Origin of the sequence: Allorhizobium pseudoryzae (genome assembly GCF_011046245.1) — a bacterium.
Lineage (GTDB): Bacteria > Pseudomonadota > Alphaproteobacteria > Rhizobiales > Rhizobiaceae > Neorhizobium > Neorhizobium pseudoryzae.
The window spans coordinates 3,141,331-3,163,956 of sequence record NZ_CP049241.1 but is presented as its reverse complement, the minus strand read 5'-3'; the positions used below and the strand labels follow the sequence as shown (position 1 = coordinate 3,163,956).

At 62.0% G+C, this 22,626-nt stretch carries 23 protein-coding genes; 12 read left to right on the top strand and 11 right to left on the bottom strand.

Annotated elements, in window-relative coordinates; translation table 11 throughout:
• Positions 1 to 17 precede the first annotated feature (17 nt).
• On the bottom strand, positions 18 to 644 hold the full coding sequence (locus tag G6N78_RS15350; protein ID WP_165219942.1) for a glutathione S-transferase family protein: 627 nt from the start codon (positions 642 to 644) through the stop codon (positions 18 to 20).
• A 133-nt stretch (positions 645 to 777) separates the two neighbouring features.
• A complete protein-coding gene (locus G6N78_RS15345; RefSeq protein ID WP_165219940.1) occupies positions 778 to 1,992 on the bottom strand; it encodes an NADP-dependent isocitrate dehydrogenase in 1,215 nt (404 codons plus the stop codon).
• Positions 1,993 to 2,167: 175 nt separating this feature from the next.
• Between G6N78_RS15345 and G6N78_RS15340 the strand changes: the two genes are divergently transcribed.
• From G6N78_RS15340 to G6N78_RS15320, 5 genes are all read left to right on the top strand, one after another.
• Positions 2,168 to 2,713 (top strand): hypothetical protein, encoded by a 546-nt coding sequence (locus tag G6N78_RS15340; protein WP_234905814.1) that lies wholly within the window; start codon positions 2,168 to 2,170, stop codon positions 2,711 to 2,713.
• A gap of 67 nt (positions 2,714 to 2,780) precedes the next feature.
• Positions 2,781 to 3,290, top strand: a complete 510-nt coding sequence (locus G6N78_RS15335) for a hypothetical protein (RefSeq protein WP_165219938.1) — start codon at positions 2,781 to 2,783, stop codon at positions 3,288 to 3,290.
• A gap of 98 nt (positions 3,291 to 3,388) precedes the next feature.
• Positions 3,389 to 4,237: an RNA methyltransferase gene (locus G6N78_RS15330; RefSeq protein ID WP_165219936.1), complete on the top strand. Its 849-nt coding sequence runs from the start codon at positions 3,389 to 3,391 to the stop codon at positions 4,235 to 4,237.
• Positions 4,215 to 5,021: a glutamate racemase gene (gene murI / locus G6N78_RS15325; protein WP_165221869.1), complete on the top strand. Its 807-nt coding sequence runs from the start codon at positions 4,215 to 4,217 to the stop codon at positions 5,019 to 5,021. Before G6N78_RS15330 ends, murI begins: the two co-directional genes overlap by 23 nt.
• A 392-nt stretch (positions 5,022 to 5,413) precedes the next feature.
• Positions 5,414 to 5,653, top strand: a complete 240-nt coding sequence (locus G6N78_RS15320; protein WP_165219934.1) for a DUF1127 domain-containing protein — start codon at positions 5,414 to 5,416, stop codon at positions 5,651 to 5,653.
• Between the two features lie 116 nt (positions 5,654 to 5,769).
• Here G6N78_RS15320 and G6N78_RS15315 read toward each other — a convergent pair whose 3' ends face one another.
• Complete coding sequence (locus G6N78_RS15315) at positions 5,770 to 6,147, bottom strand: VOC family protein (RefSeq protein WP_165219932.1); 378 nt, start codon at positions 6,145 to 6,147, stop codon at positions 5,770 to 5,772.
• A gap of 49 nt (positions 6,148 to 6,196) precedes the next feature.
• A complete protein-coding gene (locus tag G6N78_RS15310; RefSeq protein ID WP_165219930.1) occupies positions 6,197 to 6,907 on the bottom strand; it encodes a helix-turn-helix transcriptional regulator in 711 nt (236 codons plus the stop codon).
• Positions 6,908 to 7,031: 124 nt separating this feature from the next.
• Between G6N78_RS15310 and G6N78_RS15305 the strand changes: the two genes are divergently transcribed.
• A complete protein-coding gene (locus tag G6N78_RS15305; protein ID WP_165219928.1) occupies positions 7,032 to 7,667 on the top strand; it encodes a LysE family translocator in 636 nt (211 codons plus the stop codon).
• 125 nt (positions 7,668 to 7,792) lie between these two features.
• Positions 7,793 to 9,319, top strand: coding sequence for a helicase HerA domain-containing protein (locus G6N78_RS15300; RefSeq protein ID WP_165219926.1), 1,527 nt, complete (start codon positions 7,793 to 7,795; stop codon positions 9,317 to 9,319).
• 206 nt (positions 9,320 to 9,525) lie between these two features.
• Here G6N78_RS15300 and pepT read toward each other — a convergent pair whose 3' ends face one another.
• Positions 9,526 to 10,770, bottom strand: coding sequence for a peptidase T (gene pepT, locus G6N78_RS15295; RefSeq protein ID WP_165219924.1), 1,245 nt, complete (start codon positions 10,768 to 10,770; stop codon positions 9,526 to 9,528).
• A 121-nt stretch (positions 10,771 to 10,891) separates the two neighbouring features.
• Positions 10,892 to 11,884: a TerC family protein gene (locus G6N78_RS15290; protein ID WP_165219922.1), complete on the bottom strand. Its 993-nt coding sequence runs from the start codon at positions 11,882 to 11,884 to the stop codon at positions 10,892 to 10,894.
• A gap of 431 nt (positions 11,885 to 12,315) precedes the next feature.
• Between G6N78_RS15290 and rpsD the strand changes: the two genes are divergently transcribed.
• Positions 12,316 to 12,933 carry a 30S ribosomal protein S4 gene (rpsD, locus tag G6N78_RS15285; protein ID WP_165219920.1) on the top strand — a complete coding sequence of 206 codons (618 nt, stop codon included), beginning with the start codon at positions 12,316 to 12,318 and terminating at the stop codon, positions 12,931 to 12,933.
• A gap of 106 nt (positions 12,934 to 13,039) precedes the next feature.
• Here the strand turns inward: rpsD and sthA are convergent, their stop codons facing one another.
• The 5 genes from sthA to G6N78_RS15260 form a co-directional block, all read right to left on the bottom strand.
• Positions 13,040 to 14,539, bottom strand: coding sequence for a Si-specific NAD(P)(+) transhydrogenase (gene sthA, locus G6N78_RS15280; RefSeq protein ID WP_165219909.1), 1,500 nt, complete (start codon positions 14,537 to 14,539; stop codon positions 13,040 to 13,042).
• 153 nt (positions 14,540 to 14,692) lie between these two features.
• Positions 14,693 to 15,523, bottom strand: a complete 831-nt coding sequence (gene radC, locus G6N78_RS15275; protein ID WP_165219907.1) for a RadC family protein — start codon at positions 15,521 to 15,523, stop codon at positions 14,693 to 14,695.
• 3 nt (positions 15,524 to 15,526) lie between these two features.
• Positions 15,527 to 16,366 (bottom strand): type I methionyl aminopeptidase, encoded by an 840-nt coding sequence (map, locus tag G6N78_RS15270; RefSeq protein ID WP_165219905.1) that lies wholly within the window; start codon positions 16,364 to 16,366, stop codon positions 15,527 to 15,529.
• A gap of 33 nt (positions 16,367 to 16,399) precedes the next feature.
• Complete coding sequence (sfsA, locus tag G6N78_RS15265; protein WP_165219903.1) at positions 16,400 to 17,116, bottom strand: DNA/RNA nuclease SfsA; 717 nt, start codon at positions 17,114 to 17,116, stop codon at positions 16,400 to 16,402.
• A 9-nt stretch (positions 17,117 to 17,125) separates the two neighbouring features.
• Positions 17,126 to 18,967 (bottom strand): PHA/PHB synthase family protein, encoded by a 1,842-nt coding sequence (locus G6N78_RS15260; protein ID WP_165219902.1) that lies wholly within the window; start codon positions 18,965 to 18,967, stop codon positions 17,126 to 17,128.
• A 138-nt stretch (positions 18,968 to 19,105) separates the two neighbouring features.
• Here G6N78_RS15260 and G6N78_RS15255 point away from each other — a divergent pair, with 138 nt between their 5' ends.
• From G6N78_RS15255 to G6N78_RS15240, 4 genes are all read left to right on the top strand, one after another.
• Positions 19,106 to 19,516 (top strand): SHOCT domain-containing protein, encoded by a 411-nt coding sequence (locus G6N78_RS15255; protein WP_165219900.1) that lies wholly within the window; start codon positions 19,106 to 19,108, stop codon positions 19,514 to 19,516.
• Positions 19,517 to 19,611: 95 nt separating this feature from the next.
• Positions 19,612 to 20,835: an LL-diaminopimelate aminotransferase gene (locus G6N78_RS15250; RefSeq protein ID WP_165219898.1), complete on the top strand. Its 1,224-nt coding sequence runs from the start codon at positions 19,612 to 19,614 to the stop codon at positions 20,833 to 20,835.
• 64 nt (positions 20,836 to 20,899) lie between these two features.
• Complete coding sequence (locus G6N78_RS15245) at positions 20,900 to 22,219, top strand: homoserine dehydrogenase (protein WP_165219896.1); 1,320 nt, start codon at positions 20,900 to 20,902, stop codon at positions 22,217 to 22,219.
• 126 nt (positions 22,220 to 22,345) lie between these two features.
• Positions 22,346 to 22,564 carry a hypothetical protein gene (locus G6N78_RS15240; RefSeq protein ID WP_165219894.1) on the top strand — a complete coding sequence of 73 codons (219 nt, stop codon included), beginning with the start codon at positions 22,346 to 22,348 and terminating at the stop codon, positions 22,562 to 22,564.
• Positions 22,565 to 22,626: the final 62 nt, after the last annotated feature.

Here is a 22,626-nt window from a genome sequence, read left to right as displayed (position 1 = left end):
GCGTTTCTGCAACCGGTTCAGCCCGATTGCTGCGCAGCAGCGAGCGCCTCATTTAGTTCCGCCGCGCGACGATGACCCGGTCGCTGCATCAGGCTTGCCACATAAGCTTGGAAGGCGGGGCGCTTTTCGAGCATGCCGAACTGCATACCCCACATCAGATGCGAACCGACATAAACATCCGCGCCGGTGAACCGGTCGCCGGCAATGTAGGCCGTCTTCGAGAGGGCGGTTTCGATTGTATCGATCACCTTCTCATAACTGCCGTAACCGACCATGCCGCGTTTGTCGTCCGGGATGACGACGCCGAGGCTGCGGTTGGTGACGGCGGCTTCCAGCGGACCCGCGGCAAAAAACATCCAGCGGTAATAGGCGGCGCGCTCCGCTTCGGTCTTCGGTGCGAGATTTGCCTCCGGAAACACGTCGGCAAGATAGGCGATAATCGCGGCGCATTCCGTCACCACGTTGTCGCCGTGCTGCAGGGCAGGGACCTTGCCCATGGGATTGATCGCGAGATAATCGGGGCTCTTCATCTGCGGCCCGTAGGCGACGACCTTCACCTCGTAGGGAACGCCAACTTCTTCCAGCATCCAGCGGGCGATACGGCCGCGCGACATGGGGTTCGTGTAAAGCACCAGCGATGTCATGTTGTCCTCCAGAATGTTCTTTTTATGTTCTTATGATGGCGCGATCGCGCGCGAATGACAAGAGACAAGTCGCCAAAGAAAAACCCGGCCGCGAGGGCGACCGGGTTTCCATGTTTCATCGCAGTGGATGGGCTCAGGCGCCCATGGCCTTCTGCAGGTTCTCGTCGATCTTGTCGAGGAAGGCGGTGGTGGAGAGCCACGGCTGATCGGGGCCGATCAGGAGCGCCAGATCCTTCGTCATGAAGCCATCTTCGACGGTTGCGACGCAGACGGTTTCGAGCGTCGCTGCGAACTTGGCAAGGTCTGCATTGTCGTCAAGCTTGGCGCGGTGTGCGAGGCCGCGGGTCCAGGCGAAGATCGAGGCGATCGAGTTCGTCGAGGTTTCCTGGCCCTTCTGGTGCTGGCGGTAGTGACGGGTCACCGTGCCGTGCGCGGCTTCGGCTTCGACCGTCTTGCCGTCCGGCGTCAGAAGAACCGAGGTCATCAGGCCGAGCGAACCAAAGCCCTGTGCAACCGTGTCGGACTGGACGTCGCCGTCGTAGTTCTTGCACGCCCAGACGTAGCCACCGGACCACTTCAGCGCGGAAGCGACCATGTCGTCGATCAGGCGGTGTTCGTAGGTGATGCCGGCATCCTTGAACTGGTCCTTGAACTCGGCCTCATAGACTTCCTCGAAGATGTCCTTGAAGCGGCCGTCATAGGCCTTCAGGATGGTGTTCTTGGTCGAGAGATAGACCGGCCACTTGCGCATCAGGCCGTACATCATCGAGGCGCGGGCGAATTCGCGGATCGATTCGTCCAAGTTGTACATGGCCATGGCCACGCCGGCGCCGGGGGCGTCGAAGACTTCCTTCTCGATCACCTGGCCGTCTTCGCCGACGAACTTGATGGTCAGCTTGCCCTTGCCCGGGAACTTGAAGTCGGTGGCGCGGTACTGGTCACCGAAGGCGTGGCGGCCAACGACGATCGGCTGCGTCCAGCCGGGAACCAGGCGCGGAACGTTCTTGCAGATGATCGGCTCGCGGAAGATGACGCCGCCGAGGATGTTGCGGATCGTGCCGTTCGGGCTCTTCCACATCTGCTTGAGGTTGAATTCCTTCACGCGCGCTTCGTCCGGCGTGATCGTGGCGCACTTGATGCCGACGCCGTACTTCTTGATGGCGTTGGCGGCGTCGATCGTCACCTGGTCGTTGGTCGCGTCGCGGTTCTCGACGGAAAGGTCGTAATAATCGATGTCGAGGTCGAGATACGGATGGATCAGCTTGTCCTTGATAAGCTGCCAGATGATGCGCGTCATTTCATCGCCGTCGAGATCGGCGACTGGGTTGGCGACCTTGATCTTCTTCATGTATCTGCCTCTTGCATGGGCGGGGGCCATAAGCCCCCGGTAGGGTGGACGGAAGTCCCGAGCGCTATAGCATTGCCGTGAGAGAACGCAAAGGCGTGTTGCCAGATTTGCCATTGCCAAACCGCTTGCGGCGGATAATCTCAGCCTTCAACTCAACAAGGATTCTTCATCCGCCATGCGCCGTCTCCTGCGCCCCATGCCGCTCGCCCTCGGGCTTGCTCTTTTCGCCGCGGCCACATCCGCTGCCGATGTCACTGCTCCGGTCAAACAGGTCATGGACATGACCAAATACAACTGGGGCACGGTGGATGCCGAATGGAAGTACATCTTCGATCCGGCACCGCTGACTGGCCTTTACAGCAAGCGCTTCCAGGCGGCCTACAAGGAGGCGGCCAAACATCCGGCCTATGACACGGAAAACAACGAACCCGGCGATCCCTTCGGCTATGACGTCGTCACCAATTCGCAGGATGGCTGCCCGCTGGAAGACATCAAGATCGTGCCGGGCGCCGTCAAGGACGGCATGACGGATGTCACCGTCACCTTCAAGATGTGGACCTGCATCGACGAGCCTCAGATCAAGAACTCCGTCTCGGAGGTTCATTTCGACGTGCTGGTCGAGGACGGAAAGCCGGTCATCGACGATATCCATCGTGTCGCCGATGGCGAGCGCGATTCGGTGCTGGCGGAGATGCAGGCGATCGCCAAGGGCGGGCAGTAAGGCGCCACGGGCGGGGGTGCGCTTGGCGTCCCATCGATGATCCATCAGAATGAGCAAAGGGGGAAACATGCTCATGAAATGCCTCAGCCTTGCCGCCCTGATGCTGGCGACGGCGCAGCCCGTCCTTGCCAACGAACCGCTCGATCCGGTCAAGGCAGTCATGGAAGTGGCAGCCAAGGGCAAGGCGGAGTATTTCGACCCGGATTCCCTGATGGCGCTCTACAGCGTCGCCTTTACCCGCGATCTCGTCGCCGCCGTGCTGAAGATGAAGGCGAACGACGAACAGATGTTCTTGGACTTCGAGCCGGTGATCGGCGGGCAGGACCATTGCCCCGTCAAGAATGTCAGCTACAAGCCTGGCCCGCAGAAGGGCAACCGCCTGACGGTGCGCGTCGAGTTCAGCGCCTTCCAGTGCATGGGCAACAAGGCAAAATCCAAGGTCGATTTCGATCTCGTGCAGGAAGGCGTCGGTGACCCGGCGCCCTGGTATTTTGTCGATGACATCCGCCACATCGGCGAGGATGGCAAGACGGCACTTTCCCTGCGCCAGCAGTTCAAGGCGCTTGCCGCGAATTGAGACTGTGCGTGATGTGCCACGGCAAGCTTTGATTTTTGCCGGTGCCTGTGCCAGTGAGGCCCGCAAAACTCATGTCCGCAAGACCGCAGGTAAAGATCATGGCAGGAACCAACAGCGATCGCGAACTTCTGGCCGAAGGCCCGGCGATTATTCTGGTCGAGCCGCAGCTCGGGGAGAATATCGGCATGGTGGCCCGCGCCATGGCGAACTTCGGTCTCGCGGAACTGCGTCTCGTTAACCCGCGCGATGGCTGGCCGAGCGAAAAGGCGCAGGCCGCCGCCGCGAAGGCCGATCACGTGATCGAGCGAACCAAGGTCTTCGCCACGCTGGAGGAAGCGCTGACGGATCTCAACTTCGTCTATGCCACCACCGCCCGTCAGCGCGACGGTTTCAAGCCGGTGCGCTCGCCGGTGACGGCCGCCGAAACCTTGCGCCAGCGCTTCGCCGCCGGTGAGCGGACCGGCATTCTGTTCGGTCGTGAGCGCTGGGGCCTCACCAACGAAGAGGTGGCGCTGGCCGACGAGATCGTCACCTTTCCGGTCAACCCCGCCTTTGCCTCGCTCAACATCGCCCAGGCCGTGCTGCTGATGTCCTATGAGTGGATGAAGAGCGGCATGGAGGATGAGGCCGCGACACCCTTCCAGGCGGTGGACCAGAAACCGGCGACGAAGGAACAGCTCTTCGGTTTCTTCGAACAGATCGAGGAGGCGCTGGATGCCCGCAATTATTTCCATCCGCCCACAAAAGTGCCGAAGATGATCGACAATCTCCGCGCCGTCCTTTCCCGGCCGGGTTTCACCGAACCGGAAATCAGCGTGCTGCGCGGCGTGATCTCCTCGCTCGATCAGTTCCAGCGCCGCTGGCCGAGGGGGCGCAAGCCACAAGCCGAGGACACGGGGGACGATGGGCATGGAAACGGCGGGCATGGAAGCGACGGCAAAAGCTGATCTGAAGCCGGTCTTGGTCTTCGATTCCGGCATCGGCGGCTTGACGGTGCTGCGGGAGGCGCGTGTGCTGATGCCCGAGCGCGGTTTCATCTATGTGGCCGATGATGCCGGTTTCCCCTATGGCGGCTGGGAGGAGGAGGCGCTGAAGGCGCGCATTCTCGCGCTGTTTGCCAATCTTCTGCAGCGATACGCGCCGGAAATCTGCATCATCGCCTGCAATACGGCCTTCACGCTCGCAGGCGCCGACCTGCGCGCCGCCTTTCCGCAGATGACCTTTGTCGGCACGGTGCCGGCGATCAAGCCGGCAGCGGAACGCACCCGCTCCGGCCTCGTCTCGGTGCTCGCCACACCCGGCACCGTCAAACGTGCCTATACGCGTGATCTCATCCAGTCCTTTGCCAGCCAATGCCATGTCCGCCTGGTCGGCTCGGAAAACTTGGCCCGCATGGCGGAAGCCTATATCCGCGGCGAAACCGTCTCCGACGACGCCGTTAGAGCCGAGATCGGACCGTGTTTTGTTGAGAAGGACGGCGCACGGACCGATATCGTGGTGCTGGCCTGCACCCATTATCCGTTCATGGCCAATCTCTTCCGCAAGCTGGCACCCTGGCCGGTGGACTGGCTGGACCCGGCTGAAGCGATTGCCCGCCAGGCGCGGCGCCTGGTGCCGGCGGCTGATCATGCCGATCACCCGGACGCGTATGATTTTGCCGTCTTTACCTCCGAAGCGCCGGATTTTTCCACGAGACGGCTGATGCAAGGGTTCGGCTTGCGGACTTTATAAGACATTGCGACATTGTGGCGCAGATGCAACAGTATTCGCTGTTTTCTTGCAAATGCAGATTGTAGTCTTGCGAGGCACAGAAGCCTGTGCCACCTTCCTCTCGTCCGTAACTCTTGACGAGAAAGGAGGCGCACCATGACTGATTTTACCCCGCAGATGCGCCTTTCTGGCGGACATATGGCCATTCGAGCACAGGTGCTATCCGGCACATTTGAGTGCGGCCATCGTCAGGCCTATTCCGCCTGATTTCCCAGCCTGTTGGCGTTCTAACCTCAACTGACTAACGTTACGAAACCATCGTGCGCGTCCGCGTGACGTCACCATGCCTTTCCGCGCGTTTTCCCAAACCCGAAAAAGGACCCGCCGCTGTGACGCCGCGGGAATGAAGACTCATGTCTGGAATGCACTCTGTGGTTGTCGATGCTGTCGGCAGTCTGCATCGCGAATACGGCTTCTGGCGCGTGGCACGCGCGCTTGTCGCATCGGCTCTCAAGGAGCGCCGCCGCCGCAACGATCTGCGGCAGTTCTCCGACCGCATGCTGCGCGATATCGGCGTGCCGGACAACGAACTCTCCCGGGAGTATCGGATGGTCAAGGAGCCTTTGGTCTATTGGCTGGGATTCCGCCTGTGACCCGCGCGCCTCCCTCGCAGGAGGTTCGCTGATCGACAGTCACCCCTCCCGTCGCACAGGCGGCGGGAGGGGTGACCGGTTGTTGAAGGGGCAGGCGACACAATGACGGTGCCGGTTCAGACTGGATTGTCCGCCACGTGATAGACGCGGATGCGGTGTCCGTCCGGATCGGCAGCCGTAAAGGTGCGGCCGAAATCCATGGTGGTCGGGGCCTGCAGGATCGTCACGGTCCTGTTGTGCCAATCCTGATGAACGGCGTCCACCTCGTCGTCGGTCTCGCAGGAAAAGACGAACTCGCTGTCGCCGGTTGCGCCGGATGGGGCGGGCTCGACGCCCCGCTTGTCCCAGAGTCCCAGCTTGAAGCCGCCGGGAAGGACGAACATCGCGAAGGTGGACGACGCTTCGACCGGCTGCGTGTTGAGGAGCGTCTGGTAAAAGCGGCAGCTTTCGGCAACGCTGTCGACGTAGAGAAGAATGAAGTTTGCGGGTTTCATGGGCGGGGCTCCGTGTTGTTGAGGTCCGCAGATCTACCGCCTGCTGCTGTCAGATCCTGTCAGCAGCGCGCGTTGCTTCACCGTGCTTCTGCAGAGCCCGCCATTCCTGCAGAAGCACGGCCTTGCGCCGCGGATAGCGCTCGCCGGTCTGGCGGAGATTGTCGATGCGGTCGGCGCGGAAATGCCGGAAATCCTCGCGGGTCTCGCACCAGGCAATCAGGACGCGGACCTGATCGAAATAGCCGAGCGCAAAAGGCCAGACGGTGCGCTCCGTCACGGCACCGGAAAGATCCGTATAGTTGAAGCCAAGCTTTCGACCGTGCCGGATGGCCTCGCGCAGCGGCTTGAGATCCGCCAAGAAAGGCGTCTCTGCGGGCGAGGGGCCGATGAGCAACTGGTTTTCGTCAAGTTGCGTGCGCAGGCTCTGTGGCAGCACGGCGGTAATACGGGTGAGTGCGGTGTTCGCCGCCCTGGCGAGATCGCCGTCGCCACGGGCCGCCACCCAGCGCGTGCCGAGAATCAGCGCCTCCAGTTCTTCTTCCGAAAACATCATGGTGGGGAGCAGGAAGCCGGATTTCAGCACGTAACCCAGTCCCGGTTCACCGCGAATATCGGCCCCCTGTGCGCGCAGCGTCGCAATGTCGCGGTAGACGGTACGCAGGGAAATGCCGAGTTCTTCGGCAAGATGCTCACCACGGACCGGATGACGATGTTGCCTGAGTGTCTGCAACAGCAGCAGAATCCGGTCCGATCGTGCCATCCATCAATCTCCTGTGCCGCTCTGGCCCTCTCCGGCCATGTCCGTTCTTCTATAGTGAAACCCGCTTGCCAAGTCGTTTGATCGGTGGCTTGCTCAGGGTCTGACGGAAATGGGGATGATGCCGATGCCGATTGAGAACTGGCTGGCCTTTGTGGCCGCTTCTGCCGTGATGCTCGCCATTCCGGGGCCGACCATCCTGCTTGTCATCTCCTATGCGCTCTCGCACGGACGAAAAGTGGCGGCGGCGACGGTGGCCGGTGTCGCGCTCGGCGATTTCACCGCCATGACCGCCTCCATGCTGGGGCTCGGCGCGCTGCTCGCGGCATCGGCCTCCGCCTTCACGGTGCTGAAATGGATCGGCGCTGCCTATCTGATCTATCTCGGCATCAAGCTCTGGCGTGCCCCGGTCGGCGGAGCAACGGAGGCCGAGGCGACGGCGGAGACGAACGAGCCGGCCTCGCGCATCTTCCTGCATACCTATGTCGTGACCGCGCTGAACCCGAAAAGCATCGTCTTCTTCGTTGCCTTCCTGCCGCAGTTCTTCGATCTCACCCATCCGCTGCCCTTGCAGATGGTGATCCTGGAAGTCACTTTCCTCGTGCTGGCCACGCTGAACGCGGCGCTTTACGGGCTACTCGCCTCCATGGCGCGCGAAACGGTGCGCAAGCCGACGGTGCGCCGCATCGTCAACCGCACCGGCGGGTCGCTGATGATCGGGGCTGGGCTGCTTGCCGCGGGTTATCGTCGCGCCGCCGGCTGATTGCCTGTTGATCATGCACTCTTAAGGCGCGCAGAATCGTCGGCGATCTGCTAGAGCACTGCCGGATGGGCCATGGCCGCGTGCGATAGGTCGAAACCCTTGAAGATGTGAGACGAGGTAGTGCAGTGCAGGTAGGCATCGATATGGGAACTCTGTCCGGCGGGCAGCCGGCCAAGCTCGATATCGAGGAGCTTCTGGCCACGCGCCTTCTGGTGCAGGGCAATTCCGGGTCCGGCAAGTCGCATCTCCTGCGCCGCCTGCTCGAACAATCGGCGCAGTGGGTGCAGCAGGTCATCATTGATCCGGAAGGCGATTTCGTCACGCTGGCGGAGAAATACGGCCATGTCGTCGTCGATGGCGAGCGCACCGAAGCGGAACTGATCGGCATCGCCACCCGCATTCGCCAGCACCGTGTCTCCTGCGTGCTGACGCTCGAAGGCCTCGATCTCGAAGAACAGATGCGTGCCGCCGGCACCTTCCTCAACGGCCTCTTCGATGCCGACCGCGAATACTGGTTTCCGGTGCTGGTGGTGGTGGACGAGGCGCAGATGTTTGCCCCCTCCGTCGGCGGCGACGTGTCGGAAGACGCACGCAAGATGTCATTGGGCGCCATGACCAACCTCATGTGCCGTGGGCGCAAACGCGGGCTCGCCGGCGTCATTGCCACGCAGCGTCTGGCAAAGCTTGCCAAGAACGTTGCCGCCGAAGCCTCCAACTTCCTGATGGGCCGCACCTTCCTCGATATCGACATGGCGCGTGCCGCGGATCTATTGGGCATGGACCGCCGCCAGGCGGAAATGTTCCGCGACCTGAAGCGCGGCAATTTCGTCGCCCTCGGCCCGGCCCTGTCGCGCCGCCCGCTGCCGATCGTCATCGGCAATGTGGAAACTTCGGCGCGCTCGTCCTCGCCAAAACTCATGCCGCTGCCGGATGCGCCGCAGGATGTCGAAGATCTGATCTTTACGCCCGATCCGGAGGAATTCACCCGACCAATCGTGCGTCGCGTCCCGCCGGCACCGCGCCCGACGACCGATATCTTGGCCGAGCTTTCCCGCTCGACGCCTGCGATGAGTGCACCACCCCCGGAACCAAGCAGACCCCAGCAGCCGGAACTTTCACCGGAGGAGCGGGAGGAGCGGCTGTCGGCGGTGCTCTCCGAAATCATAGACGATCCGCAGGCCGCCTATCGCACCGATGCCGTGCTCTACCAGGATTTCCTGGTGCGCGCCCGCATGCGCCGTATTCCCGGCCAGCCGATGTCGATGCCGGAATTTCGCCGGCGGGTGGCTATTTCCAGGGCAGGGGTGGACGAGGATACCGCTTCCAGCCCCGGCTGGCAGACGGCGCTGGAGCTTTCCGCCCGCGTCTCCGACGATCTGCAGGGCGTCTTCCTGCTGATGGCAAAGGCGGCACTGACGGGCGAGCCCTGCCCGTCCGACATGCGCATCGCTAAAGCTTACGGAACCCATTCGGCCCGCCGCGCCCGCCGCCTTCTCGGCTATTTCGAGGAGCAGAATCTCATCGTGGTGCATGCCGATTTTTCCGGCAAACGTATCGTGGCCTTCCCGGATCTCGACGTGCAGACGGCACCCGGTGCCGCTGATGCGACCGATGACGAACCGGTGCGTGTGGACCGGTTTGCCGCGGAGTGATTCTCCATCCGTCGCGGGCCCCCTCATCCGCCCTTCGGGCACCTTCTCCCCGCGGGGAGAAGGGAGGCGCGGCGCCGGCTATTCTCCTCTCCCCACAGGGGAGAGGGTTGCCGAGCGAAGCCGAGGCGGGGTGAGGGGCACTCATGACAAGCCTCTCGCATCAGACAGCGACTTCTGTATCGTACTGACGATTGAGGCTGAACCGTTCACGCCGCCCGTTCTTCCCACACCTTCACCAGTTCCACGATCGCCTTTACCGAGGTCTCCATGTCCTGAACGCTCACCCATTCGAGCGGCGAGTGATAGGCATGGCCGCCGGTAAAGATGTTGGGGCAGGGCAGACCCATGAAGGAGAGGCGTGAACCGTCGGTACCGCCGCGGATGCCGGTGATCTTCGGTTCGAGCCCGACGCGCCGCGTCGCCTCGATCAGGTTCTCCATCACCTCCGGATGCCGGTCGAGCACGATCTTCATGTTGCGATACTGCTGCTTGACGGTGAAGGTAAAGGTTGAGCCGGGATAGGCCTTCATCACCTCTTCGGTGATCGCCTTCAGCAATTCTTCCTTCTCAACGAGGCCCTCTTCGGTGAAATCGCGGATGATGAAGCCGAGGTCGGCGCCTTCCATGGCACCGCTGATCCCGACCGGATGGATGAAGCCCTGCCGGCCTTCGGTCGTCTCCGGCGCCTGGTCCTTCGGCAGGCGGGCGACGATATCGGCGGCGATCTTGATGGCGTTTTCCATCTTGCCCTTGGCCGTGCCGGGGTGGATCGCGACCCCCTTGATGGCAATCGTCACGCCATCGGCGGAAAAGGTCTCGTTCTCGATCTCGCCGATCGTCGAGCCATCGAGCGTGTAGCCGAAGGCGGCGCCCAGTTTCTTGAGGTCCACCTTGTCGGCGCCGCGGCCGATCTCCTCGTCGGTGGTGAAGAGGATTTTTACCGGCCCATGCGCAATCTCCGGATGGCTGACGAGATATTGCGCCGCCGTCATGATTTCCGCGACGCCCGCCTTGTCGTCGGCGCCGAGCAGCGTGGTGCCGTCGGTTGTCACGATATCATGCCCGATCTGGTTCTTCAGTTCCGGATGTTCGGCGACCCGGATAACCTGGCTTTCGTCACCCACCAATCGGATATCGCCACCCTGGTAGGCCTTGACGATCTGCGGCTTGACCCCGGTGCCGGAAAAATCCGGTGCCGTATCCATGTGCGAACAGAAGCAGATGGCCGGCACCGCCTTGGTGCTCGTCGCCGGGATCGTCGCATAGACATTGCCGTGCTCGTCCAGATGCGCATCCGCAAGCCCGAGCGCCTTTAACTCCTGTTCCAGAATGCGCCCGAGGGTCTTCTGCTTTTCCGTGGAGGGCTGGGCCGAAGAGGTGGGGTCCGACTGTGTGTCGATGACCACGTAGCGGAGGAAACGGTCGAGAACGGTGTCGGTGGGGAGAGACATGGGAAAAACATCCGATTCTGCATTGTGAAAAGGGGATCTTAGCCCGCTGAGCGCAGAAGGGAATGCCGCAAACGACAACCGCGCCGGTCGGTGACCGGCGCGGGGATTATGTTGGGTCTGATCACTGTGCGGGATCGGACGCCGCCGGCTTTTCGTGGCGGGTCGCCCAGAGCGAGCCGAAGATGCCCGCGGCAAGGATGCCCAGCGTGATCGTCAGCGACACCACCGGCGGGATCTTGGCCAGGCCCAGCATATCGGCGAGGAAGATCTTCGAGCCGATGAAGATCAGGACGACCGAGAGGGCATATTTCAGGTAGGCGAAGCGGTGGATCAGCGCCGAAAGGGCAAAGTACAGGGCGCGCAGGCCGAGGATTGCGAAGATGTTCGAGGTGTAGACGATATAGGGGTCTGTCGTAATGGCGAAGATTGCCGGGATCGAATCCACCGCGAAGATGACGTCGGCCAGTTCCACCATCACCAGCGCCAGAAAGAGCGGGGTGATGAAGGTCTTCAGCCTGCCGGTCTTCTCGTCGGCTTCCCGGACCATGAACTTTTCGCCGCGAAGGCCGTCCGTCACCGGCAGTTTCTTGCGCAGGATCTTCAGGACCGGGTTTGCGGCAACGTCATATTCCTGGTCCGCCGTCAGCAGCATCTTGATGCCGGTGATGATGAGGAAGGCCGCAAAGAGATAGAGAACCCAGTTGTAGTTCTCGACAATCGCAGCACCAGCGCCGATCATGATGCCACGCAGAACGATAACGCCAAGGATGCCCCACAGCAGCACGCGGTGCTGGTAGGCGCGCGGGATGGAGAAATAGGTGAAGATCATCGCGATGACGAAGATATTGTCCATCGCGAGGCTTTTTTCGACGACAAAGCCGGTCAGGTATTCAAGACCCGCCTGCTCGCCGCTCTGGAACCAGATCCAGCCGCCGAAGGCAAGGCCGAGCGTGATATAGAAGGCAGACAGCGCAAAGCTCTCCTTGATGCCGATTTCCCGGCTGTCCTTATGAAGAACGCCAAGATCGAGAGCGAGGAGAAGAAGAACAACGGAAACGAAGGTCAGCCACATCCAGACGGGCTTACCCATGAGATCGACAAGCAGGAAATCCATGACGGGTCTTCCGATGCCGGATCCAGGTTGACTGGGAAAGCACCGACATCACGGTCGATCCGGCGATACACGTCAGAGGGGCCCGGTGCTGGACCGTGAGATGGTGCCCGGCCATGTGGCGTTCAAGAGGCAAGATGGACAAAAATTAATGGGGACGTCATCGATGGACGATCCCCCTCTCGATCGACGTTGCAGACCTGCCTCTGCGTTCCGTGCCTGCGCTATGTTGACAATTCCATGACTTCCCCCTAAACACCGCGCCAACGCCGGGTGGAAACGCCCGGTGTTTCATTTGACATGTCCCGTGGTTGTCTCCGGACGCTCCGTGAGAAACCTGTCAGAGGCACCTTCAAACGGAGCCTCTTAGGAGGGCGTGTTTCCTTGATCCGGTTTGGCAACAAACCGGTCATAAACCTATGAAGGGAAATACGATGAGCAAGCGCGCGTCGTCCAAGTACAAAATCGATCGCCGTATGGGCGAAAACATCTGGGGTCGTCCGAAGTCCCCGGTCAACCGTCGCGAATACGGCCCGGGCCAGCACGGCCAGCGCCGCAAGGGCAAGCTTTCCGACTTCGGCGTGCAGCTGCGCGCCAAGCAGAAGCTGAAGGGCTACTACGGCGATATCCGCGAGAAGCAGTTCCGCGCGATCTACGACGAAGCAAACCGCCGCAAGGGCGACACCGGCGAAAACCTGATCGGCCTGCTCGAATCGCGTCTGGACGCGATCGTCTACCGCGCCAAGTTCGTGCCGACCGTCTGGGCTGCCCGTCAGTTCGTCAACCACGGCCACGTCACCGTCAACGGCGTTCGCGTCAACATCGGTTCGTACCGCTGCAAGGCTGGCGACGTGATCGAAGTGCGCCAGAAGTCCAAGCAGCTCGTCACGGTTCTGGAAGCCGTTCAGCTCGCCGAGCGTGACGTTCCGGACTACATCGACGCTGATCACAACAAGATGGTTGCCACCTTCGTGCGCGTTCCGACCCTGTCGGACGTGCCGTACCCGGTCATCATGGAACCGAACCTGGTCGTCGAATTCTATTCGCGTTGATCTGGTCGGGTTCATCCGGTCTTACGAAAAAGGCGGCCTTCGAGCCGCCTTTTTTGATGTCCGCCCATTTGATGTCCGCCAGGATGTGCTGCCGCCGACGGCCGCCTCAGTTCGAGGCGGCTTTTTTCTTCGGTGCCGCAACGGAAAGTGGCTCGACGGATGCCGTGGCGACATCGGTCGATTGTGCGGTCGCGACCGGCGCTTCCTTCGGTCCTTCGCCCATCCGGTTCCAGGCGTCCAGGCCGGCAATCTTGTAGGCTTCGGCAAGCGTCGGATAGTTGAAGGTGTTTTCGACGAAATATTCGACCGTGCCCTTCAGGTTGAGAACCGCCTGGCCGATATGCACGAGTTCGGTTGCCCCTTCGCCGACGATGTGGACGCCGAGCAGGCGGCGCGTCTTCAGCGAAAAGATCATCTTCAGGAGACCGGTATCGAGGCCCATGATATGGCCGCGCGAGGTTTCCCGGAAATGTGCAATCCCCGCCTCGTACGGGATGCCGCGCTGGATGACCTCTTCCTCCGTCAGGCCGCAGGTGGAAATTTCCGGCACGGCATAGATGCCATAGGGGAAATACTGCGGCGGTTCGCTCGCCGGCGCACCGACCGCGTGGCGGGCGGCAATTCGGCCCTGTTCCATGGAGGTGGAAGCGAGACTCGGGAAGCCAACCACGTCGCCGGCGGCATAGATATGCGGCACGGCCGTCTGGAACGTTTCGGGATCGACCTTCAGGCGACCGCGGCTATCGGCTTCCAAACCGGCAGCCGCGAGGTTCAGCGTGTCGGTCGCCCCGACGCGCCCGGCCGCGAAGAGCACCATTTCCGCCTGCAATGCACGGCCGCTCTTCAGCGTGACGCGGCATTTGCCGGTCTCAGCCTCGCGGGTCACGGTCTCGACGGTCTGGCCGAAGATCAGCTTCATGTTGCGGTCGCGCAGCTGGTAGGCAAAATCCTGCACGATCTCCTTGTCGATGAAATCCAGCATCGTGTCGCGCGGCTCAACGACCGTGACCTGCGTGTCGAGCGCGCTGAAGATCGTCGCATATTCGATGCCGATGACACCGGCACCGACGACGACGAGCGAGCGCGGAACCTGCTTGATCTCGAGAAGCTCGTCACTGTCGAGAACGGCATCGCCATCGAACGGAATGTGCGCCGGGCGATAGGGGCGGGTGCCGACGGCGAGCAGAACCGAAGCCGTGGTCACACGCAGCATTTCCCCGTCGCTCTTTTCGATCTCCAGCGTGTGCGGATCGATGAACTGGGCGCGTCCGCGCATCTGCTGCACCCGGTTGCGGGCAAACTGGTGCTCCAGCACCTCCACCTCGTGGTCGAGCGTGATCAGCAGGCGGCGGCGCAGATCGTCCGCGCTGATGTCCTGCTTCACCCGGTAGGAGCGGCCGTAAAAACCGCGTTCGCGCCAGCCTGTCAGGTTCAGCGCCGTTTCGCGCAGGGTTTTGGACGGAATGGTACCGGTATGAACCGAGACGCCGCCGACGCGCCGGCCCTGTTCGACGACCAGAACCTTCTTTTCCAGCTTGGCCGCCTGGATGGCCGCACGGCGACCCGCCGGGCCGCTGCCGATGACGATCAGATCATATTGGTACATGGAGTGTGCCTCGTCTTGGGAAGAGAGTGTTCTATTGCAGCGCAACAATAGAAGATGGTCAAATCATAACGTCGATTCCTGACCAATTTCCTGTCAGCCCGCGACGTTCCCAAAATTTTGGCGGTGCAGCGCAAAAAGCAGCTGTTCTGACAATCAGATCAGCCGCAGGCCCTTGAGGCTCGCATGGCCGTCCTTGCCGATGATGATGTGGTCGTGCACGGTAATGCCGAGCGGTTTCGCCGTATCGACGATGGTCTTCGTCATGTCGATGTCGGCGCGTGAGGGGGTCGGATCGCCGCTTGGATGGTTGTGGACGAGAATAATCGCCGTGGCCGAGAGTTCGAGCGCGCGGCGCACCACTTCGCGCGGATAGACCGGCGTGTGATCGACCGTGCCGCGTCCCTGGATTTCATCGGCAATCAGCACGTTGCGCTTGTCGAGAAAGAGGATGCGGAACTGCTCGCGTGCCTCGTAGGCCATGGCCGCATGACAATAGTCGATGACGGCGGACCAGGAGGACAGAACCTGCTTTTCGCGAAGTTCGCTTTTCAGGACGCGTTGTCCGACACTGGCGATGAGTTTGATGTCGAGGGCCACCGCTTCGCCGATCCCGTTGACCTCCTGCAGCAGCGAGAGCGGAGCGCCGAAAACACCGGCGAGATTGCCGAAGCGTTCGATCAGCGCCTTGGCAATCGGCTTGGTGTCCTTGCGCGGGATCAGTCGGAACAGCAGCAGTTCCAGCACTTCGTAATCGGCGAGCGCCGTGTCGCCATGCTCGCGGTAGCGCGCCCGCAACCGGTCGCGATGGCCGTGGTAATGCGCAATCGTCTCGACCGTCTTGCCGGCTGCCCCGGCCTTCTTCAGTCCGCCGGCTTTCGTCGCCTGTTCGGCGAAAAAGCCGCGCTCATCGGCGAACAGGTCCCCCGGCTTCTCCGACTTGTCCTCAAGGCTCTGCTGATGGGTCGGGGGAACCGGAGCGGACATGGATCATCCCTTGAGTGGAGGAAGCCCTGGACGGTCGAGCCCGCCCGGAGACAGCGTGAAGATCTCGCAGCCATCGGCGGTCACGCCGATTGCATGCTCGTATTGCGCCGACAGCGAGCGATCCCGGGTCACCGCCGTCCAGCCATCGGCCAGCACCTTCACATGCGGCTTGCCGAGGTTGATCATCGGTTCGATGGTGAAGATCATGCCTTCCCTCAGCTCCGGGCCTTCGTCGGCGCGGCCGTAGTGCAGGATGTTCGGACTGTCGTGGAACAGTTGGCCGACACCGTGGCCGCAGAAGTCGCGCACCACCGAGCAGCGCTCCGCCTCCGCATAGGTCTGGATCGCCTGGCCGATGGCGCCGGTGCGCACGCCGGGCCTGACGACGGAAATGCCGCGCATCAGACACTCGTAGGTAACTTCCATCAGGCGTTCGGCCGCCCGCTTGATCTGGCCGACCGGATACATGCGGCTTGAATCGCCGTGCCATCCGTCGAGAATGTAGGTCACGTCGATATTGACGATATCGCCCTCGCGCAGCGGCTTGTCATCCGGCATGCCGTGGCAGACGACGTGGTTGAGCGAGGTGCAGACGGAATATTTGTAGCCGCGGTAATTCAGCGTCGCCGGAAGGGCGCCGTTGTCCATGCCGAATTCGAAGACGAATCGATCGATGGCATTGGTCGTGACGCCGGGTTTGACGATCGCCGCCAGTTCGTCCAGGCAGCGCGCCGTCAGCTGGCAGGCGGCACGCATGCCGGCGAAATCCGCCTTCGTATCGTAGAGCCGGATCGCTCCCGTGTTCTTCTTCGGCGCGTTCGCGGCCTCGATATAGGTCACCATGATCGTCTGCTTTCGTGCTTTTCCTGCCGAGTTTTAAACAGCAGGGCCGCCTTCGTCTATCGGGATTGGCCGGCTTGGCGAAATTCCCTGCGGCGTGATGCGGCAGGCGATCGCGAAGGCCTCGACGCCACGCGCCCGCGCCCGCCGGAAAGCCGCCCCGTAGAGGGGATCCAGCTCCTCGCAGATGCTCAGCACGTCGCAGTCGTCGCGCTGAATGACATAGAGCATGGCGGCCCGGAAGCCCTTCTCCACCATGTCGCCCAGCTCGTCGAGATGCTTGGCGCCGCGTGCGGTGACCGAATCGGGAAATTCCGCCAGTCCCGCCATCCGTGTGAAGTGGACATTCTTGACCTCGATATAGGCGGGCGGACGGGCCTCATCCAGAAGCAGCAGGTCGATCCGCGAATTGGCGCCGTAGCGCTGCTCGCGTTTCAAGGCGCCATAGCCGGACAGGCTTTCCAGCATGCCGGTCCGGATGGCCTCCTCCGCCAGACGGTTCGGCATTCCGGTATTGATGCCGACAAGCGTGCCATCCGCCTCGACCAGCTCCAGCATGTGGCGAAACTTCCGCGTCGGGCTGTTATGCTGGGAGAGCCAGATGCGCGAGCCGGGCGTGGTCAGCCCGCGCATGGAACCGGTATTCGGGCACGAACCGGTGATCGGCGTGCCGTCCTCGAGGATTGCGTCGAACAGGAAGCGCTTGTAGCGGCTGACGAGCCGTGCGGGCACCAGAGGCGGATCAAACTGCATGCGGATCGGTCAGCTGCGCACCATGACATAGGTCCCCGGCGCATCGCAGAGCGGCTCTAGCTTGCCGCCGCCGACCGGGCGGGCCGGTACGCGCGCATCGTCCTGCTGCTCCATCCAGGACTGCCAGTGGGGCCACCAGGAGCCGGCTGTCTCCTTGGCACCCTTCATCCAGTCCGAAAGCTCGCCCTCGACTTTGCCGTTCGTCCAGTATTGGTATTTGTGCTTGTCCGGCGGGTTGACGACCCCGGCGATATGTCCCGAACCACTGAGGACAAAGGTCACGTCGCCGCCATAGAACTGGCAGCCGCGGAAGACCGAGCGGGCAGGGGCGATATGGTCTTCCTTTGCCGCGAGGCTGTAGACCGGGATCTTCACGTCCTTCAGCGAAACCGTCGTGTCGAACAGCGTCATCTCGCCGGCGGTCAACCGGTTTTCGAGGTAGCAGTTGCGCAGGTAGAAGGCATGGTTCGCCGCCGTCATCCGCGTCGAATCGGAATTCCAGTAGAGCAGGTCGAAGGCCGTCGGCTCCTGGCCCTTCAGGTAATTGCTAACGACGTAGGGCCAGATCAGCTCGGAGGCGCGCAGCATGTTGAACGCGCTCGCCATTTTGGAGCCGGCCAGATAGCCGGTCATGTTCATCTGCCGCTCCAGCGCCTCGATCTGCTCCTCGTCGACGAAGACGAGAAGTTCGCCCGCATAGCGGAAATCCACCTGCGTGGTGAAGAACGTCACGGACTGGATGGCTTTCTTGCGGGTCTTGGCGTGGTAGGCGAGCGCTGCAGACAACAGCGTGCCACCGACGCAATAGCCGATCGCATTCACCTGTTTCTCACCGGTTGCCGTTTCGATCGTCTTCAGCGCGAAATCGATCCCGTCCCGGATGTAATCCTCCCAGGAGGCACGCGAGAGGCTTTCGTCAGGGTTGACCCAGGAGATCACGAAGACGGAATGCCCCTGATCGACGCACCACTTGATGAAGCTTTTCTGCGGGCCGAGATCGAGGATGTAGAACTTGTTGATCCATGGCGGAACGATCAGCAGCGGTCGCTTGAAAACCGTTTCGGTCGATGGACTGTACTGGATCACCTCGCAGATCGGGCTGCGGGCAATGACCTTGCCGGGTGTGATCGCGACGTTGACGCCGAGCTCGAACTTGGTTGTATCCGTCTGGCGCACGCGCCATTCACCGCGGCCGGCCGCCACGTCTTCGGCAAGAATGCGCATGCCCTCGACGAGATTGGTGCCATTGCTCGCCACCGTCTGGCGGTAGACTTCCGGATTGGTAAGGGCGAAGTTGGCGGGCGAGAGCGCCGACGTCATCTGTTTGACGTAGAAGGCGGCTTTCTGCCGGGTGTGGTCGTCCAGGCCCTCGGAGCGTTCGACAAGCTTTTCCGCCCAGGTGGCGGTGACGAGATAGACCTGCCGCAGGAAGGCGAAGAACGGGTTGCGGCGCCAGTCTTCATCGGCGAACCGTTTGTCCTTCGGCAGGTCCGCCGGCTCGTCCGCGGTGGAATCACCCGCCAGACGATGCAGCGTGTTCATCCAGATGCCCATATACGACGCCATCAGCAAGCTTTGTGCCTCCAGCGTCCGCTGCGGTTCCGACATCCAGTATTCGATGACCTTCGAGAGCGTCTTGACCATGTCGGCAAGCGGATCGACGGCATCGATGATCTCGCCCCGTTCCCGTGGCCCGAGCCACTCCGTTGCCGCCTTTCCAAGATTTTCGGCGGCCCTTGCGATGTTCATGGCCAGTGTCTGAGGATCCTTGACCATGTAGGCTTCGAACACCTTGGGATCAAAGCCCGTGGAGTCTGCGCCAGCATGGCTCGACTGACCTTTGCCGTCCATGTATGTTCCGCTCCCTGAACGCCGGGTACAACCGACCGATGCTTGTTTTGGTTTTTACATTGTGCCTGAAAAAGAATAGAAGTTCCAGCGATGAAGGCCGCGTGCCGCTCATTCGAAAGTCAGGGTTAGGATTGCGAAATGCTAAAACGAGCGCAGCAAAAAGCGGGTTGGCCGATGGTGATCTGCGCGCTTGGCCTGCCGATTCTGCTATCGGGATGTTCGGGCACCAATTCCTTCTTCGCGCTGGATGACGGCATTCCGAACACGGCGCCGCCGGCTGTCGTCGTCGGCCCGCGCACGGTGGCACGTCCGGAAGCGCTGACCAAGCTCGATACGGGCACTTATCCGAGCCTCGGCAAACCGCTGACGGCCGCCAATACCCAGATCGGCGATCAGGAATATACCTCTCGCGAAGCGCAGCTGTCCGCGCTGGCCTCTGCCCGCGCCAGTGGCGCCATCACCGAAGCGGAGTACCAGCGCCGGATCGACGGGCTCCGCCGGCTTGCCAGCGAGCACGCCGCCGAAGCCGAACGGCAGATCACCAATTAGCCCTTGCCTTCCGGCGGTTTTGGCCGCAAAGCAACGGCGTGACGGAGCCTCCGGATGCGCTCCGTTTTTGCTCTCAATGCCCCATGAGGTTCGCGATGGAAGAGTTTCATAAGGTCCGCAGGCTGCCGCCCTACGTCTTCGAACAGGTCAACCGTTTGAAGGCCAGCGCACGAGCGGCCGGCGCGGACATTATCGACCTCGGCATGGGCAACCCGGATCTTCCGACCAACAAGTTCATCGTCGACAAGCTGGTGGAAACGGTCCAGCGGCCGGATACGCACGGCTACTCGTCCTCGAAGGGCATTCCCGGCCTGCGCCGCGCGCAGGCGGCCTATTATGCCCGCCGGTTCGGCGTGAAGCTCAACCCTGACACGCAGGTCGTCGCAACGCTCGGCTCCAAGGAAGGCTTTGCCAACATGGCGCAGGCGATCACAGCGCCCGGCGACGTGGTGCTGTGCCCCAACCCTTCCTATCCGATCCACGCCTTCGGTTTCCTGATGGTCGGCGGCGTGATCCGCTCGATCCCTGTCGAGCCGAACGAGGAATTCTTCCGCGCGCTTGAGCGGGCCGTCGCCCATTCGATCCCGAAGCCGATCGCCATGATCCTCTGCTACCCGTCGAACCCGACGGCCACCGTGGTGGAGCTCGATTTCTATGCGGAGGTCGTCGCGTTTGCCAAGAAGCACGGCATTTTCGTGCTGTCGGATCTCGCCTATTCGGAGATCTATTTCGACGGCAAACCGACGCCCTCGATTCTCCAGGTGCCGGGCGCGATCGATGTGGCGGTGGAATTCACCTCCATGTCGAAGACCTTCTCCATGGCCGGCTGGCGCATGGGATTTGCGGTTGGCAACGACCGGTTGATCTCGGCGCTGACGCGGGTCAAATCCTATCTCGATTACGGCGCTTTCACGCCGATCCAGGTGGCGGCGACGGCAGCACTTAACGATCCGGATATCGACCAGCATATCGAAGAGGTGCGCCAGACCTACAAACGTCGCCGTGACGTGATGGTCGAAAGTTTCGGCCGTGCCGGCTGGGAGATCCCGCCGCCGGCGGCTTCGATGTTTGCCTGGGTGCCGGTGCCGGAAAAGTTCCGGCCGCTCGGCTCGCTCGAATTTTCCAAGCTGCTGATCGAAAAGGCGGACGTCGCGGTCGCGCCGGGCATTGGCTTTGGCGAGCATGGCGATGAATATGTCCGCATCGCGCTCGTTGAAAACGAGCACCGCATCCGTCAGGCGGCGCGCAACATCAAGCGTTTCCTCGGTTCGGCGGACGACACGCTGCACAATGTCATTTCATTGAACGCTCACCGTTGATTTTATAAACGACGCAACCGGGCGGCGTTCTGCCGCCCGATCTTTATCGACAGGAATGGATAGTATGGCAGACGCCCTCAAAATCGGTCTTGCGGGTCTGGGCACCGTTGGCGCCTCTCTGGCGCGCATCCTCACCACGCGGGCGAATGAACTTGCGGTGACCTGCGGGCGTGCCATCGAAATTACCGCCGTGACCGCTCGCGACCGGACGAAGGATCGCGGCGTCGATCTCTCCCGCGTCGCCTGGTTCGACACGGCCGAAGAGATGGCGGAAAAGGCCGATATCGACGTCTTCGTGGAACTGATGGGGGGCGCCGAGGGCTCGGCAGATCGCTCCGTGCGCGCCGCCTTGGGCCGCGGCCTGCATGTGGTCACCGCCAACAAGGCATTGTTGGCCCGCTGCGGCGTGGAGCTTGCCCGGATCGCTGAAGACAAGGGTGTGCTGCTGAACTTCGAGGCAGCGGTTGCCGGCGGCATTCCGGTTATCAAGGCGCTGCGCGAGTCGCTGACCGGCAATTCCGTCAGCCGCGTCTACGGGATCATGAACGGCACCTGCAACTACATCCTCACCCGGATGGAGAAGGAGGGCCTCTCCTTCGAAGCATGCCTCAAGGAGGCGCAGCGGCTGGGTTATGCCGAAGCCGATCCGACCTTCGACATCGAGGGCAATGACACGGCCCACAAGCTCGCGATCCTGACGACGCTGGCCTTCGGCACCGAGATCGCCGCGGATGAAATCTATCTCGAAGGCATCTCCAACATCTCGATCGAAGACATTCATGCTGCAGCCGATCTCGGCTATCGCATCAAGCTGCTGGGCGTCGCGCAGCGGACCGAAAGCGGCATCGAGCAGCGCGTGCATCCGACCATGGTGCCGCATGATTCGGTGATTGCGCAGGTGGACGGCGTGACGAATGCGGTGGCGATCGAATCCGATATTCTGGGTGAACTCCTGATGGTCGGCCCCGGTGCTGGCGGCAATGCGACTGCCTCCGCCGTGCTGGGCGACATCGCCGATATTGCGAAAAGCCAGCCGGGCGCCCAGCGTGTGCCCGTGCTCGGCACGCCGGCCGCCCGGCTCGAGCCCTATCGCAAGGCGCAGATGCAGAGCCATGAGGGTGGTTATTTCATCCGCCTGACCGTGCTCGATCGTGCCGGCGTCTTTGCGAGCGTGGCGACCCAGATGGCGCAGAACGGCATTTCGCTCGAATCCATCGTGCAGCGCGCCAATGGCGGCACCCCGAGCGATGCAAAGACCATCATCCTCGTGACGCATGCCACGATGGAGAATTCGGTGCGCAAGGCGGTCGATGGCATCAAGGCCGGAAACTATCTCTCCGGCGAGCCGCAGGTCATTCGCATCGAGCGTCCGAAGGCGCTGTAATTTGCCGGACAGGAACGTTTGAACTGAAGGAAGCCGTCCATCCAGGGCGGCTTTTTTGGTGCTCTGGTGCAACGGTGCATTCGGGTCTACACTGCCCCCATCTTCACGAAGCGAGGGAGGCGCCCAGTGACGACGATCATTCCATTCAAACAGAAGGGGCCGAGCAGTCTGCCGGTGCCGGCCATCGATCCGGACGATATCCGGCCGGTCGCACGACCGATGCACGAGATCGGTCAGGCGGGCGAAGCGTTGGAAGGCGAGGTCGAACGCCATTGGGGTGTCGCGATCGCGCTGGCGTCCTGGCCGCTCTGCCTCGGCGCATCCGTGGTGCTGGCAACGCTCTGACCGGGGAAATCGGGACGCGATCCCCTTGGGCTTTTGACGCGGCTGCGTTAGAAGCGATCATG